Source organism: Streptomyces sp. BK239, assembly GCF_004217285.1.
GTDB lineage: Bacteria > Actinomycetota > Actinomycetes > Streptomycetales > Streptomycetaceae > Streptomyces.
Map to the genome: position 1 here is coordinate 319,049 of NZ_SHKS01000003.1, position 15,046 is coordinate 334,094.

Sequence of the window (15,046 nt, forward strand, 5' to 3'; positions counted from 1 at the left end):
GCGGCGTGGTGGAGGGTGTCGGAGATGAGGGGCGGCGGCGGTCGGCGGCCGAGCCGGGTTTCTGGCGGCAGGTCGTCGGGCAGCTGGGCACGGCCCTGATCGTGGTGGACCCCGCTGGACGGTTTCTGGCGGTCAACCCGGCCGCCGAGCGGCTGCTGGGCCGCACCGCCGCGGCGATGCTCGGGGAGGACGCACACGACCTGCTGCACCGGGAGCCGGACGGCGGCAGGGTCCCCCGGGAGCGGTGCTCGCTGCTGCGGGCCGTGGCCGAGAGGGCCGAGGCACGTGATGACGGCCACATCTGTCTGCGCGGGGACGGTCGCCTGATCGCGATCTCCTGGTCCGCTTCTCCCCTGAGGGACGACGGCGCCTTCATGGGCATGGCCGTGCTGTTGACCGACGCCGCCGGCGACCGCAGCGCGCGTCGGGAGCGTGCGGCCTACACACGTGCTCTGGAGGACCTCACCGAGCGGCTGACTCTGGTCGCGGAGATCACCGACGTACTCGGCCAGACCCTGGAAACCGATGAGGCCCTCGTCCGGCTGGGCCGCCTGTTGGTTCCCCGCCTCGCCGACTGGGCGGCGGTGGACCTCCGGGTCGGTTCCGGCCAGGTCCACCGCGTGGCGGTGACGGGCCCCGAGGGCCGGGACGCCGCGCAGGAGGACTGGCGCGAGCGCCTTCCGGAGGCCGGGGACGAGGCCGGCTCCCCCCTGGTCCAGGTGCTGAACGGCGCTGACCCCGTTCTGCAGCGCGAGGCGGACGTGGCCGCACCGGTCTCCTCTGCCCTGGCCACCGTCCACAGCGGCTTCCTGCGGGCCGTGGGCGCGGCGTCCGCCGTCACTGTGCCGCTGGGCTCCGGGCAGCAGGTCACGGGCGCCCTGACGCTGGTGCGCACGGACCCGGCGCACCCTTTCGACGCCGACGACCTGACAGTGGTGAGCGACATCGGCCGTCGGGTCGGCCTGGTCATCGACAACGCCCGCCGCTTCGGCCGCCAGCGCGCCGTCGCCGAGGCCATGCAGCGCAACCTGCTAGCCCCACTGCCCCAGCCCGGCCGCCTGCGGCTGGCCGCCCGCTACCAGCCCGCCCCGGCCGGCTCTCAGGTCGGTGGCGACTGGTACGACGCGTTCGAGCGGAAGGACGGCACGCTCGCGCTGGTCATCGGCGACGTCGTGGGTCACGACCTGACCGCGGCGGCCGGAATGGCGCAACTGCACGGCATCCTGCGCTCGCTGGCCTGGGACCACAGCGGCCCGCCCGGCGCCGTCGTCGACCGCCTCAACGACGCCATGCCCGCCATCACCACCGTCCCCATGGCCACCCTCGTCCTCGCCCTGCTCGAAGGCGACCCGCACACCGGTCCCTGGACGCTGCGGTGGACCAGCGCGGGGCACCCGCCGCCCCTCCTGCTGACCCGGGACGGGCAGGCGAAGTACCTCGAAGCGGGACAGGGACTCCTCCTCGGTGCCCCTCCGGGCACCGGCGGCAGCAGGCCGAGCGCCGCGCAGCCCCTTCCACCGGGTTCCACTCTCCTGCTCTATACCGATGGCCTGATCGAGATCCCCGGCAGCGACCTGGACACCGGCCTCGCCCGTCTGCGCCGCCACGCCCTCGCGCTCGCCCATGAATCGCTGGACACGCTGTGCGACCAGCTGCCCGCCCGCATGCCGCCCGGCAGCACCGACGACGTGGCCCTCCTCGCCCTGCGCCTGCCGTCGTCCTGAGGGCGGTGCCCGCGGTGAGGCGGGACACCGGGGCTCAGGTGTCGAGGACCAGGACGCGGAACGGGCCGAGCGGGGCAGTCCGAGGTGTGTCGCCTTCGACGTACCGCCATCCCCAGGACCGCAGCGCCTCGACGGTCCTGTGGTCGGAGCGCTTCACCAGCGTGACGGCGACGGCGGCACCGTGGTCGGTGAGCAGCCGTTTCTGCGGGCGCCGGGCGAGGTTCCAGGCACGGTCCTGGTTCTGCCTGCGCACCCGGGAGGAAACATGGATCCCGGAGATCACGAAGAGGCGTCCGGAGGCGGCAAGCCGGAGCAGCCGCCGCCCCGAAAGGTATCCGTCGAGGCCCTCCCACCAGGGGCCGTCGCCGCGTACGGGGAAGCCGTGGGCGCAACCGGTCAGCACGGTGGTCTCCGCGATCAGCAGCTCGAATCCCGGTCGCCGTGCGTCGGTCGCGAGCCGCCGCAGGAAGGCGCTGCGGGCTTGGTTCCACGCCCAAGGGCCGCCGCCGGACGTCTCCGCGTACAGATCGCCCAGTTCCTGCAGATGGTCCTCGATCTGACGCCGGGTCAGCGCCCGGACGCGTTGCCCTTCCCGGGGCGAGGAGCCCCGTTCCGGCCTCGGGCCGGGCTTCCGCGTCGCGGTCGGGTGCGAACCGACCGGACGCCCGAGGAGTTCGGTGGTCGTCGGCGGAGCCGGCGCGTTCACGGTCATGAGGCAAGCCCTGCTCGGGCAAGGGCGGACCCGGCGCGGCGTCGTCGGTCGCCGAGAGCGGCACCGGTGTCGGAGTCGGCGCGCGACGCCCTCGGTGTCTTCAACCGTACTCCCGCGGCCGCGCCCCCCTTCGGGACCGACGGCGGACGAGAACGCCGAGGCGGGTACGGCGGTTCCGTCCGCTTACCGACAGCCGAGGACACACGGGAGTACGGTGGAGGTACCGAGGGCATGTCGCACACCGGTTCCGCGCTGGTCTCGTCCTCGGCGAGACACTTCGCCGGGAGCCTCGCGCAGCGCAGGAGCTTCCGGAGACAGGTCAGCACGATGGCCCCGGCCTTCGATTCCTTCTCCGCCGCCCAAGCGTGGCCGGAGCCCGACCCGCGCAGGGCCGTACTGCAGCTCTTCACCACCGGCGCCACGAGCACGAACGGCACCACCGGCACCGATGCGCCACCACGCGCCCGAGGGACGGCGGGCCCGCTTCTCCCGAGCTCTTCTCGCGTTCGACCGATCGTCAGGTCGTGACCGCCATGGACATTTCCCTCACCATGGCCGCGCTCCTCGTACTCATCGCCGCGGGAGCGTACGTGATCCACCGGCTCAACTCCGCACACAGCGAAAGGATCGCCTTGCGTTCCTACAGCCGCTTCCTGCCCGGCCCCCCAGCCGCCGCCGACCGAGCCGCCGGCACCACCCCGCCGCCTGCACCGCACTCCGCCCCCTCCACCGGTCACGAGCGTCGCGACCATCGCGACGGCGGGCGGGGGCGCTTCCGGCCGCGCCGCCACCGGGAACGGACGACGCACAACCAGCGGAACACCGCGGGGCGTTGAGGCCGAACGTGCGCCGGCCGACGTCGGACCGCCTCGCCGCCCGCCGGGCCGAACCCACCGCTCCACAACCCGTCGAAGGAAACGCCATGATCACCACAGCGCCCCCCTCACCGCCCGCACCGCTCACCCGCCCTCTCCTCCGCCTGCGCCTCGCGCCCCGCAGCGCGCTGCCGCGTCGTCTTGACGGCGTGTGGTGGCCACGCTCCTACGACCTGCTGGCGGAGCTTCCGCAGCTGCTCGCCGCACTGCCGCGCGCCTGGGGACACATCGCCGGCGTCACGGTGAACGGAGCGGCCTGGTCCGCGGCACCTGGCCGGATGCTCGTAGCCAACCAGGTCGTGCGGCTGCGGAAGACGGTCGCAGCGCACGCCCCGGACACCGTCGTCCTGCTCTCCCCTGGCCTCGGCCGCTGGGACCTGCTGGTCGTGCCGCCCGACACCACCGAGGAGGCGGCCGAACCGATCGTGACCGCCGCGCTCAGCGACCGCGCCTGACCCGCCAGGAGTAGCGTGGACGCGAGGAGGCCCCGAACAGGCAGGTGAGCACGATGCCCGAGCCCGATTCCCCGCCTCCGGCAGGTTTGCTGGCGGACGGTCCACACGAATCCATGTGTCCCGGAACTGCGCTCCTGCGGCTCACCACCACTCACGAGCGCCGGAGCATCCTCGACGGGGCGTGGTGGCCCCGTTAGGCCCAGGTCATAGACTTGGGCCGTTTTGCTGTGCGGAGGCCGGCTGACCCGGCCTGCGGACGCCGGACGCGGGTGGGTCCCGGTCTGGCGTGTGCGCGGCTGCGGCCGGGGCCCGGATCGCGGGTCGTGCTGTCGGTGCGGTCAGTTCCGCCCGTCGGGTGACAGGCCCGGCGAGCCTGCCAGAAGGGTGGGGCTCGCTCTTTCACGAGCGCGGGGGCGGAGTCGCGCGCGTGTGACGAGCCCAGGGTGATCGGGGCGGCGGGCGCCGCTCGTCATCGCCCTGCCGCCGGCCCTCCGCCGACCCGACGGAGCCGGTCCCTCGTCCGGTGGTCCTCGTGACGCCGGGCCACCTCAGAAGGAGGCCCCTCGGCGCCTTGCCGTCGGGATCCGGCTCCACGGCTGACATTGTTTTCCCTGAAGGGAGTCGGTTCAGCCCGCTCCCCAGTTCCCAGCGGCGGCCGAGATTTCGAAGCATTCGAAGCACTACCGGCGCACTGAGCCATTCACAACATCTTGCGTGCCCCCGTACCGGCCACGCCGTGCCCTGCCCTCGGGGACGTGATGGGTACCTCCTGGGTACCCTCCACACGAATACAGGGACTGTGAAGCTCGAAGTCGTGGAGATTTTATGACCCCGGAGATAGACGACGCCTTCGCCGCCATCAGGAGTGAGCACGGACCGGATTCGATCGTCCGGGTCGAGCAGATGCTGGCAGCGGGAAAGGGGGATCGCCATCCGATGCAGAAGGGGGCCAAGTGGATCTTACCGGGTATTTCGCAGCAGCCCTGGCACGATCCCTACGGTCACCCTGAGTTGGCACCGGTGGTGCGCGCCTTCGAGGCGAACCACGCCACGATCAAGAAGGAACTGGAGACCGCCTGGGCGGCCCGGCGGAACGCTTTCTCCGATTACGAGCACTACCTCACCCGCCAGTCGGACTGGCAGGCGCTCTATCTCTTCCGCAAGGGCGGCCTGGTGAGCGAGTCGGCCGACACGGTGCCGACCGCCTTCCAGGTATTGAAGGAGGAGGCGGTCGACGCCGGGAAGCTCTGCCCCTTGCTGGAGTGCCACTTCTCGACCCTGCTTCCCGGCGCGGCGATCGCGCCTCACTGCGACCTGTGGAACTTCAGCATCAACCTGCACCTGGCGGTCGACATCCCCGAGGAGTGCGGCATCTCGGTCGCCGGCGAGACGCGCCCGTGGGAGGAGGGCAAGTGCCTGCTCTTCGACTACTCCTTCGAGCACGAAGCGTGGAACCACGGGACGCGTCCGCGCACCTGTCTGCTCGTCGACCTGTGGCATCCGGAGACCACCGTCCCCGAGCGGAAGGCGCTCGTCGCGGCCATCACCGAGATCCGCAAGCTCATGGGCGAGGAGTGACAACGGGGAGGGACGCAGTGGCATCCCTCCCCGTCACGACTGCGGAGGAACGGTCACAGCCTCTACCGTCACCTGGCCGCTGTCGCGGAACCACAGGTCGAAGCTGATCTTGTCCCCGGGCTTCAGCTTCGGCGGGTTCATGACCATCACGTCGACGCCGTACGGGGTCATGTTCACGCGGCTTCGGGCCGGGATCGTGAGGGATTCGAGCGGCTCCATGCGTCCCGCACCGTTCTTCGTGACCCGTCGGCCCAGCATGGTGACCCCGAGTTCCGGCGAGGAGACAGACTTGAGCACGTCGCCGGCGGCCCCGCTGTTGGTGATGTCGAAGAAGGCGGCTGTGTTCTCGGAGTTGGGTGGCACGAAGATACGAGCGTTGCTGACGCTGATCCGTGCCGGCGGTTCACCGGCCGCACCCGCTGTCGTGTAGGCCGTCAGGAGCATCAAGGCCGTCACGCACGTGACAAGGGGTACGAGAGCGGCGTTCAGCGCACCGGCGGTCAGGCGGCGCCAGGGCGGTGGCGGGTGTTCGGCCGAGGCGGTGGACGGGGTGGAGCTCATCGGATCTCCTCCAGGGACGAGGCGGCGTTGCTGTCCGTCGCGGACGGTGCTGTCGGGCCGCCCTTGTCAGCGGGTGCGGAGGTGGAGCGGTAGCCGTGTCCGGCGGGCGAATAGGCCCGCAGCCGCAGGCTGTTGGCTACCACGAGGACGGAACTGGCGGACATCGCCACGGCGGCGAACATGGGGTTGAGCCAGCCGGTGGCGGCCAGGGGAACCGTGACGACGTTGTAGCCGAAGGCCCAGGCGAGGTTGGCGTGGATGGTGCTCAGGGTCCGGCGGGTGAGCTGTACGGCCGCGACCACCGCCTGCATGTCCTCGCGTACGAGGGTGATGTCGGCCGCGCCGATCGCCGCGTCGGTGCCGCCGCCCATGGCGATGCCCAGGTCTGCGGAGGCCAGGGCGGCGGCGTCATTGACTCCGTCGCCAATGACCGCTACACGGCACCCGTCATCCTGAAGCTTCGCGACGATGTCGGTCTTCCCTTCCGGGGTGACCTCGGCGTGCACCTCGTCGATTCCGACCTGTTCTGCCACGGCACGGGCGGCGGCCGGGCCGTCGCCGGTTACCAGAATGGGCTCGATGCCCAGTTCGCGCAGGTGCCGTACGGCGGAAGAGCTGGAGGGCCGCAGTGTGTCGCCGACCGCGACGACACCGACCGGGCGGCCGTCCTTCTCGACGACCACGGCTGTGCGCGCCGAGGCGTGGGCGCCGGCCAGAGCCTGCTGAAGGGGGTCCGGGAGCGGGGTGTCGGATCGTGGGCGTCCTACGACGACGTCATGCCCGTCGACGCGGCCGCTGACGCCGACTCCGGGAACGGCACGGAAGTCGGCCACCGGCGGCAGCTGACCGCCGTCCGCGGCCTGGCGGGCAGCAGCGGCGATGGCACGACCGATGGGGTGCTCGGAGCCGTACTCGACCGCTCCGGCCAGCCGGAGGATCTCGCCCGCATCCTCCCCGGCAGCAACCGTTGTCCCTGCGAGGGCCATGCGTCCGGTGGTGAGGGTGCCGGTTTTGTCGAAGACCACGGTGTCGATGTGCCGCAGCCGTTCCAGCGCCTCCGGCCCCCGCAGCAGGACGCCGAGTTGGGCACCTCGGCCGGTGGCGGCCATGAAGGCGGTCGGGGTGGCCAGGCCGAGGGCGCAGGGGCACGCGACGACGAGGACGGCGACCGCCGCGGTCACGGCGGCCGAGGCATCCGCACCGGCGCCGAGCCAGAACCCCAGGACGGTGCACGCCACGGTCACGATCGCGGGTACGAAGACCCCCGCGACGGCGTCGGCCAGCCGCTGGATGCGAGCCTTGCCCGCCTGTGCGTCGCTCACCAGCTTGGTGATCCGGGCGAGCTGGGTGTCGGCACCGACCGCCGTGGCCCGGACCATCAGCAGCCCACCGGCGTTGACGGCACCGCCCACCACTGCCGAGCCGGGCCCGACCTCCGCCGGCACGCTCTCGCCGGTCACCAGGGACAGATCCAGGGCGGAGCTGCCGTCGGTGACGACACCATCCGTGGCGACCTTCTCACCAGGTCGTACCAGGAACTCCTGACCGACCTCGAGTTCGGAGACCGGGACCCGCCGGCCTTGCTCGCCCTCGCGCAACTCGACTTCTTTGGCACCGAGTTCGGCGAGCGCACGCAGTGCCGATCCCGTGCCCTGCTTGGCGCGTTCCTCCAGGTAACGGCCGGCCAGCACAAACAACGGCACGCTCACGGCAGCTTCCAGATACAGGTGCGCGCTTGTGCCGCCGGCCTCGGGCACCAGGCTGAACGGCATGCGCATGCCCGGCTGGCCCGCACCGCCGAAGTACAAGGCGTACGCGGACCAGGCGAAGGAGGCGAGCACGCCGAGGGAGACGAGAGTGTCCATGGTCGCCGTGGCATGCCGTAGCCCCTTCAGGGCCCGTTCGTGGAACGGCCACGCGCTCCAGCCCACCACGGGGACGGCCAGGTTGAAGCACAGCCACTGCCAGTAGGTGAACTGCAGGGAGGGGACCATGGAGAGCACGAGGACGGGCAGCGACAGCAAGGCTGTGATCAGCAGCCGACTCCTGTCACTGATGCCTGCGCCGGTCGTCCGCTGCTCGCGGGTCACGTCCGCGTGCTGCTCTTCGGCGGGCGACGGGGGGAGCTCGGCCGTGTAGCCGGCACTCTCCACCACGGAGATCAGCTGCTGGGCGGTCACCGAGGCGGGATGGGAGACACGGGCCCGCCCGGTGGCCAGGTTGACGGTTGCCGTCACGCCCCCTACGCGGCCCAGCTTCTTCTCGACCCGGCCCACGCATGCGGCACACGTCATGCCACCCACCAGCAGATCAGTGCTCGCCACGGACTCGTCGGCCGTCTCACGGTGGTCGGCGGTGGTCATCGGCTCACCTGCACCTGGCGGTCGACCGAACCGAGACCGTGCATCCCGGGCATGCCCGGCTCCTGCGACTCCTCGGAGGCCGGCACTGTGCGGTGCATGCCCGGAGCCACTGGAGCTGCCATGCGTCCCACTGCGTATGACGCCGCCGTCAATGAGACGAGCAGGACGACGAACCCGAGCAAGGCAGGCGGAACGAAAAGGCCACGCTGTGACTTGTCCATGTATACATACGGTAGGGGGGTACCTGGCCTATTGCTCGACTCAGGCGTGTGACAAAGAACTTCACTGTCGCCGGGAACCAGACGCCTTCTCCGTCCGACTCCCTGTTGATAAGGGTTTCCCCACGCTTTCAAAATATCGCACTTCGGATCGTCGAGAACGATATCGAAGGTCGAGTCAAGTCGATTATGAAGGTGCTGAAATCAGCCATCCCTGCCGCGCTCGGATTCGACCGAGAAGGCTGGAACTAGCAGACACCGCCAGCCGACTCGTCGAATGGGGAACCCACCCCTCCGCAATCCGCACGCGCGCCGGCTACACCCTCTCAGCCCCTGAATCTGCAAGCTCACCTGGCATGTTCCATCGCCGACCCCCGGAGCGACCGGCTCGAACGTTCGGCATTCAAACGAAGAAGCGACCGATTCCCGCAACCGGCTCGCAAGCCAGTCCGAAATTGGGAGGAGAGTGCTTGTGGCAGGCGCACGAAGTGAGCCACGATCCCAGGGTGAGCCGCCGTCCTGTTTCAGGGGACGGATTCTTAGGGGGAAGCGTTCCGCAATGCCTGCAGTGAATTCGCCATCTGCTCCGTCGCACCAACGCCTCGGGTTGCCGCTACTGGTCCTGGCCACCGCGCAACTGGTCATCTCGCTCGACTACAACATCGTGTACGTAGCCCTCCCCAGCATCGGCAGCGCGCTCGGCTTCTCCGGACAGGACCTGCAGTGGGTGGTCAGCGCGTACGTCGTGACGACCGGAGGGTTCCTGCTCCTTGGCGGCCGGGCCACTGATCTGCTGGGACGCCGCAGGGTCTTCGTGGTCGCCGCCCTGCTGTACGCGGTCTCCTCACTGGTGGGCGGGCTGTCGGAGTCGGCCGGCGTGCTGGTCGCGGTGCGCGCGGTGCAGGGCATCGGTGGTTCGCTGCTGTTCCCCGCCGCTCTCTCACTCATCAACACCCTCTATGAGGAAGGCCCCAGCCGTAACCGGGCGCTGGCCGCGTGGGGCGCCGCCGGGGCCGGCGGGTTGTGCTTCGGTTCGCTGCTCGGCGGGCTGCTCGTCGACGCCTTCGGCTGGCCGGCGGTGTTCCTCGTCAACGTGCCGCTGGCCGGGGCCATCGCCTTGGCCGGAACGTTCCTCTTCCCGGCGGACGGCCCACGGCCGCGGCAGCGGGACTTCGACCTTCCGGGCGCCCTGACCGCCACCGCGGGCATCACACTGCTCGTCTTCGTCCTCATCCATGCGCCGGAGGCCGGCTGGACCAGCCGCGGCGTTCTCATATGCGCGGCTCTCTCGGTGATCTCGTTGTCCCTGTTCGTCCTCGTCGAGATCCGCAGCCACGCCCCGCTGACGCCGGGACACCTGTTTCGCCACCGCAGCCTGCTGGGTGCCATGGCGCTGACCGCACTGTTCAGCGCCACGTTCAGCTCGCTGCCGTACTTCCTGACCCTCTACTTCCAAACGGTGCACGGCTACAGCGCGATGGCCACGGGAGCCGCCTTCCTCGTACCGGCCCTCGTCGTGGCGGCCGGAACGAAGGTGGGCGAGAAGGCCGTGGCCGCGCTGGGTGTGCGCACCATGCTGCTGGGCGGCATGGCGATCGGCGCCGTCGGCGCCCTGCTCCTCGCCCTCGCCTTCAGCGCTGACGGCTCCTATGCGCGTCTGCTGCCCGGGATCGTGCTGCTCAGCCTGGGGCAGGGCGCCACCTGGACGGGCATGTGGATTGCGGCCGCCACCGGCATCCCCGCCCAGGACCAGGGCATCGCCTCGGGCCTGGCCTCGACCACGCTGCAGGTGGGCAGTGCCGTGGGCCTGGCGGTCCTGGTGGCTGTCGCCGGCGCCGGCGGCCACGATCTGACTGCGGCCGATCTGCTGGACGGGATCCGGGCCGCGGTCTACGTCATCACCGCCGGGATCTGTCTCGGCGCCGTGGCCCTGCTGCCCTTTCGAAGGCAAGCGGACGTCTGAGCACGCCCGTTCTCGCCCCTCCCACGGCCGTTCCGTCCCAGACATCTCACCCCTCGCGCCTGGAGACCTAGGAGCTCTTGTGCCCAGCACCCATGACCGACCGGTCAGCATGTCCGCCCCTCCCAGTCCACCTCGCGATCGTGCTGCCGTCCTGTGCGGGCTGGCGGGCTGGCTCCCGTCACGTGTTGTGACCAACCAGGAACTCGCCGGGAGGCTCGACACCAGCGACACCTGGATCCGCACCCGAACCGGAATCGGCCGACGCCACTTCGCCGAACCCGGCCAGGCCACCTCCGACCTGGCGGTCGAGGCAGGCCGGCGCGCCCTGCGGTCCGCGGGCGTGGAAGAGGTGGACGTCGTCATCGTCGCCACGACGACTCCCGACCGCTCCTGCCCCGCCACCGCCCCTCTCGTGGCCGACCGACTTGGTCTGACGGGGGCAGCGGCCTTCGATGTCGGCGCCGTCTGCACCGGGTTCGTCTACGGACTGGCGTCGGCCGCCGGGCTCATCGCGGCCGGAGTGGCCGAACGGGTACTGCTGATCGGCGCGGACACCTACTCCACGATCGTCGACCCCGACGACCGGACCAACGCGATCATCTTCGGCGACGGCGCCGGAGCCGTCGTCCTACGCGTCGGCCACGCCGACGAACCGGGCGCCGTCGGCCACTTCGACCTGGGCAGCGACGGTGCCGGCGAGGAACTGATCATGGTGGCGGCCGGTGGTTCACGGCAGCGATCCACCCCCGGTCCGGTCGCCCCGCAGGATCACCACTTCGCCATGCGCGGCAAGGAGGTCTTCCGTCACGCGGTCACCCGAATGACGGCCTCCGCCCGCGCCACGCTCACACTGGCCGACTGCAAGGTCGACGACATCGACCGCATCGTCCCCCACCAGGCCAACCTGCGCATCCTGCGCTCGGTGGCCGAGGACCTCGGGCTGCCCCCGGAACGACTGGTGACCAACGTCGAGTCCGTGGGCAACACCGGCGCCGCATCGATCCCGCTCGCCCTGGCCGATGCGGCTGCCCAACACACCGTCCAGGCGGGCGAACACGTGCTGCTCACCGCGTTCGGCGGCGGGCTCACCTGGGGGTCCTGCCTCCTGACGTGGCCCGCTCTCGCCCGGATCGACGACCCGCACAAGACATGGGAAAGGCAGGAGCCATGAGCACCACCTACGACCAACTGGTCGAGATCGTCACGAAACTGCACGACGCGCCGCGTGACCGGATCAGCCCGGACATCACCTTCGCCCAACTGGACGTCGACTCTCTGACGATGGTCGAGATCAGCATGCACATCGAGCGCGAACTCGGCATCCACATCGACGACAACGAACTCGAGGAAGACCTCACCCTCCTCGCGACCACCAAGATCATCGACTCGAAGCTCGCCCAGTAGCGGCTGTCACCACCGCTACCACGACCTCTACCGAGAGCAGGGACCATGCAGATCAAGGAAGTCACGGGCAAGGAAATCGGCGCCACGGTCGAGGGGTTCGACTACGCCGCCGCCTCTGCGGAGGACATCGACGCCATCAAGGCGGCCGTCTACACGAAGAAGATCGTCGTCCTGAAGAACCAGGATCTGGCGCCCCGTCAGTTCCTGGAGCTGGGTCAGCGGTTCGGCCGTCCTGAGGTCTACTACGAGCCGATGTACAAGCACCCCGAGGTCGAGGAGATATTCGTCTCCTCCAACGTGCCTGAAGACGGCAAGCAGATAGGCGTGCCGAAGACCGGGAAGTTCTGGCACGCCGACTACCAGTTCATGCCGGACCCCTTCGGCCTCACGTTCATCTACCCGCAGGTCGTTCCGGAGAAGAACCGGGGGACGTACTTCATCGACATGGGCAAGGCGTACGAGCAGCTTCCCGAGGATCTCAAGAAGGAAGTGGCGGGCACCTTCGCCCGGCACTCGGTGCGCAAGTACTTCAAGATCCGGCCCTCGGACGTCTACCGGCCGATCTCGGAGATCATCGAGGAGGTCGACACGAAGACCCCGCCGGTGGTCAAGCCGAGTGCCTTCATCCACCCCATGACCGGCGAGACGGTCCTCTACCTCAGCGAGGGCTTCACCATCGGCATGGAGGACGGCGACGGCAAACCGCTGGAGAGCGACCTGCTCCAGCGCCTCTTCGAGGCCACGGGCCAGCTCGACGACTCCTTCGGCCACCCCAACATCCACCTGCAAACCTTCGAGAAGGGCGACCTCCTGGTCTGGGACAACCGGAGCCTGATCCACCGCGCCCGGCACACCACCACTCCGGAGCCGACCGTCTCCTTCCGGGTCACTGTGCACGACGCTCGCAAGCTCTACGACGAGGCCGCGTGAGATGCGGACTTCCGTACAGCACAAGCCGCCCGCGCCGGACTACGACAACGACGACGAACTGCTGACCCAGGTCCTGAGGCCGTACAAGGCGCACTGCAAGTACCTGAAATCGGCGGCGGTGAGCACCCGGTCCAGCCTCGTGTCCGCGCGCTGCGAACTGGCCATCCCGGAGTCCTGCTACATCGACGACACCGGTCATCTCAACGCCGTCGAAGTCAACATCAGCTATAACCAGATGATGTACTACACCGTCGCCAAGGCGGTGAAAGAGGGGCTGCTGGAGGAGTTCGCCGGCTGGACGCTGGACGACTACTGGCGCCATCAGCTGCCGGACATCCTGATCGCCCGCTTCAGCGGCAGTTTCCGGCGCTCCATCAACGCGCGCTCCTTCTCCGGCGAAATCGAGTTCCTGTCCGTGGAGCGGCGCTCGCCGGGCGGCGAACCGCTGCTCATCGCCGAGACCGCCTACCGGTACTGGGACGACGCCGGCGGCCGGTGCGACGGCACCGTGAAACTCGCCTTCGTCAACGCCCCGTAGACGCGGCAACCTCACCACGGCGTGCCGCCGCCACGTCCGGTGGTGGCGGCACGCCTTGGCAGACCGAGAGCAGAACGAGAGGCAGGCCCGCCCATGGCCGAACCGTCCGCGCCCGGGACACCCGGCGAAAGGCTGCACCACCCACAGCTCAAGACCCTCGTCGACACAGCACGCTTTCACGCCGCGCACAGCCCGGAGGTCACCGCAGTCACCTGTGAGAACCGCGACCTCACCTACGCCCAGCTGCACGGTGAGAGCAACCGCATCGCCCACGCCATCCGCGAGGCTGGGGCCGCTCCCGGCGCCCGAGTGGCCTACCTGGGCAAGGAATCCGAGCACTACTACGAGATCCTCTTCGGCTGCGCCAAGAGCGAGACCGTTCTGGTGCCCATCAACTGGCGGCTGACGGCGCCCGAGGTCAGCCACATCCTCCAGGACTCCGGCAGCGAACTGCTCTTCTTGGAGGACGAGTTCGCGCCCGTCCTCGACCGGCTGACGACCGCCCCGCCGAAGACGGTCGTCCGGCTGGGCACGGAAGACGGCTTCGCCGCCTGGAAGGCGGACCACCCAGATACCGAGCCTTCTTCCTCGCCCACCCCCGACACACCGGTCGCCCAGCTCTACACCAGCGGCACCACCGGCCTGCCCAAGGGCGTCGTCCTCGCTCACCGGAGCTTCTTCGCCATCCGCGACGCCCTGGCGAGCGAGCAACTCGACTGGATCGACTGGCGACTCGGTGACGTCGCCCTGGTCGGCATCCCCGGATTCCACGTCGGCGGCCTGTGGTGGGCCAGCCAGAACTTCAACGCCGGCGTGACCGTGGTCGCGATGCGCGCTTTCGCTCCCCGCGACGCGATCGACCTCATCCGCGACAGGGGCATCACCACCGCCTGTGTGGTCCCCGCCATGCTGCGGATGATGTTGGCCGAGCCCGGCGTGAAGCCGGACGACTTCACCACCCTCCGCAAGATCGTCTACGGCGGCTCGCCGATCTCCGAGGCCCTCCTCGAAGAGAGCCTGGCCATGTTCGGCAGCGAGTTCGCCCAGATCTACGGCCTGACCGAGACCGGCAACACCGCCGTGTGCCTGCCGCCCGCCGACCACGTTCCCGGCCACCCCCGGATGAAGGCCGCGGGCCATCCGTATCCGGGGGTCGCCAGCAAGGTCATCGACGGGGACGGCAAGGAACTGCCGACGGGTACCGTCGGTGAGATCTGCCTGGCCACGCCGGCCCACATGGTCGAGTACTGGGGTCTGCCCGACAAGACCGCCGAGACCCTCGTCGACGGCTGGATCCACACCGGCGACGCCGGGTACCTCGACGAGGACGGCTACATCTTCATCCAGGACCGCATCAAGGACGCGATCCTCGTCGCGGGGGAGAACGTCTATCCCGCCGAGATCGAGAACGTCCTGGAGCGTCATCCCGGGGTGGCCGAGGCGGTGATCGTGGGCACCCCGGACGAGCGGTGGGGCGAGAAGGTCCACGCCTTCGTCGTACCCGTGGCCGGTCAGGAACCCTCTCCACGGGATCTGCACCGCTTCCTCGTCGACCGCCTGGCCGCCTTCAAGCTGCCCGCCGCCTACGAGTTCATCGAGCACGTCCCGCGCAACCCCAGCGGCAAGATACTCCGCCGCGAACTGCGCGACCGCTTCTGGAGCGACGCCGACCGCAAGGTCAACTGACCGGCACCCGCAACCCTGTGCAGCTACCAAGAGAGAGCA

General features: G+C 69.6%; 15 protein-coding genes. 11 read left to right on the forward strand and 4 right to left on the reverse strand.

Annotated elements, in window-relative coordinates:
* The first annotated feature begins 5 nt into the window (after positions 1–5).
* Positions 6–1,724, forward strand: coding sequence for a SpoIIE family protein phosphatase (locus EV567_RS11450; protein WP_165430355.1), 1,719 nt, complete (start codon positions 6–8; stop codon positions 1,722–1,724).
* 34 nt (positions 1,725–1,758) lie between these two features.
* Here the strand turns inward: EV567_RS11450 and EV567_RS11455 are convergent, their stop codons facing one another.
* Entirely contained in the window at positions 1,759–2,436 is a 678-nt protein-coding gene (locus EV567_RS11455; RefSeq protein ID WP_130438847.1) for a hypothetical protein, read from the reverse strand.
* A 533-nt stretch (positions 2,437–2,969) separates the two neighbouring features.
* Between EV567_RS11455 and EV567_RS11460 the strand changes: the two genes are divergently transcribed.
* The 3 genes from EV567_RS11460 (at position 2,970) to EV567_RS11470 (ending at position 5,344) form a co-directional block, all read left to right on the forward strand.
* Positions 2,970–3,272 carry a hypothetical protein gene (locus EV567_RS11460; RefSeq protein WP_130439537.1) on the forward strand — a complete coding sequence of 101 codons (303 nt, stop codon included), beginning with the start codon at positions 2,970–2,972 and terminating at the stop codon, positions 3,270–3,272.
* A gap of 86 nt (positions 3,273–3,358) precedes the next feature.
* A complete protein-coding gene (locus tag EV567_RS11465; protein ID WP_130438849.1) occupies positions 3,359–3,766 on the forward strand; it encodes a DUF5994 family protein in 408 nt (135 codons plus the stop codon).
* A gap of 825 nt (positions 3,767–4,591) precedes the next feature.
* Positions 4,592–5,344 (forward strand): aspartyl/asparaginyl beta-hydroxylase domain-containing protein, encoded by a 753-nt coding sequence (locus tag EV567_RS11470; RefSeq protein WP_130438851.1) that lies wholly within the window; start codon positions 4,592–4,594, stop codon positions 5,342–5,344.
* A gap of 33 nt (positions 5,345–5,377) precedes the next feature.
* Here EV567_RS11470 and EV567_RS11475 read toward each other — a convergent pair whose 3' ends face one another.
* From EV567_RS11475 to EV567_RS28485, 3 genes are read right to left on the reverse strand one after another with little or no spacing between them, the layout of a single operon-like run.
* Entirely contained in the window at positions 5,378–5,905 is a 528-nt protein-coding gene (locus EV567_RS11475) for a copper chaperone PCu(A)C (protein ID WP_130438853.1), read from the reverse strand.
* Positions 5,902–8,268: a cation-translocating P-type ATPase gene (locus EV567_RS11480; RefSeq protein ID WP_130438855.1), complete on the reverse strand. Its 2,367-nt coding sequence runs from the start codon at positions 8,266–8,268 to the stop codon at positions 5,902–5,904. Before EV567_RS11480 ends, EV567_RS11475 begins: the two co-directional genes overlap by 4 nt.
* On the reverse strand, positions 8,265–8,390 hold the full coding sequence (locus EV567_RS28485; RefSeq protein WP_347400488.1) for a hypothetical protein: 126 nt from the start codon (positions 8,388–8,390) through the stop codon (positions 8,265–8,267). Before EV567_RS28485 ends, EV567_RS11480 begins: the two co-directional genes overlap by 4 nt.
* 147 nt (positions 8,391–8,537) lie before the next feature.
* Here EV567_RS28485 and EV567_RS27940 point away from each other — a divergent pair, with 147 nt between their 5' ends.
* From EV567_RS27940 to EV567_RS11515, 7 genes are all read left to right on the forward strand, one after another.
* Positions 8,538–8,738 (forward strand): hypothetical protein, encoded by a 201-nt coding sequence (locus EV567_RS27940; RefSeq protein WP_207228739.1) that lies wholly within the window; start codon positions 8,538–8,540, stop codon positions 8,736–8,738.
* 355 nt (positions 8,739–9,093) lie between these two features.
* Positions 9,094–10,449, forward strand: coding sequence for an MFS transporter (locus tag EV567_RS11490; protein ID WP_242620762.1), 1,356 nt, complete (start codon positions 9,094–9,096; stop codon positions 10,447–10,449).
* A gap of 109 nt (positions 10,450–10,558) precedes the next feature.
* On the forward strand, positions 10,559–11,620 hold the full coding sequence (locus EV567_RS11495; RefSeq protein WP_130439539.1) for a beta-ketoacyl-ACP synthase III: 1,062 nt from the start codon (positions 10,559–10,561) through the stop codon (positions 11,618–11,620).
* Positions 11,617–11,853, forward strand: coding sequence for an acyl carrier protein (locus tag EV567_RS11500; RefSeq protein ID WP_130438861.1), 237 nt, complete (start codon positions 11,617–11,619; stop codon positions 11,851–11,853). The genes EV567_RS11495 and EV567_RS11500 overlap by 4 nt, the downstream gene beginning before the upstream one ends.
* 45 nt (positions 11,854–11,898) lie before the next feature.
* Positions 11,899–12,783: a TauD/TfdA family dioxygenase gene (locus tag EV567_RS11505; RefSeq protein ID WP_130438863.1), complete on the forward strand. Its 885-nt coding sequence runs from the start codon at positions 11,899–11,901 to the stop codon at positions 12,781–12,783.
* Between the two features lies 1 nt (position 12,784).
* A complete protein-coding gene (locus EV567_RS11510; protein WP_130438865.1) occupies positions 12,785–13,321 on the forward strand; it encodes an FcoT family thioesterase in 537 nt (178 codons plus the stop codon).
* 93 nt (positions 13,322–13,414) lie between these two features.
* Complete coding sequence (locus tag EV567_RS11515; RefSeq protein WP_130438867.1) at positions 13,415–15,007, forward strand: long-chain-fatty-acid--CoA ligase; 1,593 nt, start codon at positions 13,415–13,417, stop codon at positions 15,005–15,007.
* Positions 15,008–15,046: the final 39 nt, after the last annotated feature.

Excerpts from the sequence above, each read along its gene's own strand:
- EV567_RS11455 (WP_130438847.1), bottom strand. The coding sequence starts at position 2,436 with ATGACCGTGAACGCGCCGGCTCCGCCGACGACCACCGAACTCCTCGGG.
- EV567_RS11460 (WP_130439537.1), top strand. The coding sequence starts at position 2,970 with ATGGACATTTCCCTCACCATGGCCGCGCTCCTCGTACTCATCGCCGCG.
- EV567_RS11465 (WP_130438849.1), top strand. The coding sequence starts at position 3,359 with ATGATCACCACAGCGCCCCCCTCACCGCCCGCACCGCTCACCCGCCCT.
- EV567_RS11470 (WP_130438851.1), top strand. The coding sequence starts at position 4,592 with ATGACCCCGGAGATAGACGACGCCTTCGCCGCCATCAGGAGTGAGCAC.
- EV567_RS11475 (WP_130438853.1), bottom strand. The coding sequence starts at position 5,905 with ATGAGCTCCACCCCGTCCACCGCCTCGGCCGAACACCCGCCACCGCCC.
- EV567_RS11480 (WP_130438855.1), bottom strand. The coding sequence starts at position 8,268 with ATGACCACCGCCGACCACCGTGAGACGGCCGACGAGTCCGTGGCGAGC.
- EV567_RS28485 (WP_347400488.1), bottom strand. The coding sequence starts at position 8,390 with ATGGCAGCTCCAGTGGCTCCGGGCATGCACCGCACAGTGCCGGCCTCC.
- EV567_RS11495 (WP_130439539.1), top strand. The coding sequence starts at position 10,559 with ATGTCCGCCCCTCCCAGTCCACCTCGCGATCGTGCTGCCGTCCTGTGC.
- EV567_RS11500 (WP_130438861.1), top strand. The coding sequence starts at position 11,617 with ATGAGCACCACCTACGACCAACTGGTCGAGATCGTCACGAAACTGCAC.
- EV567_RS11505 (WP_130438863.1), top strand. The coding sequence starts at position 11,899 with ATGCAGATCAAGGAAGTCACGGGCAAGGAAATCGGCGCCACGGTCGAG.
- EV567_RS11510 (WP_130438865.1), top strand. The coding sequence starts at position 12,785 with ATGCGGACTTCCGTACAGCACAAGCCGCCCGCGCCGGACTACGACAAC.
- EV567_RS11515 (WP_130438867.1), top strand. The coding sequence starts at position 13,415 with ATGGCCGAACCGTCCGCGCCCGGGACACCCGGCGAAAGGCTGCACCAC.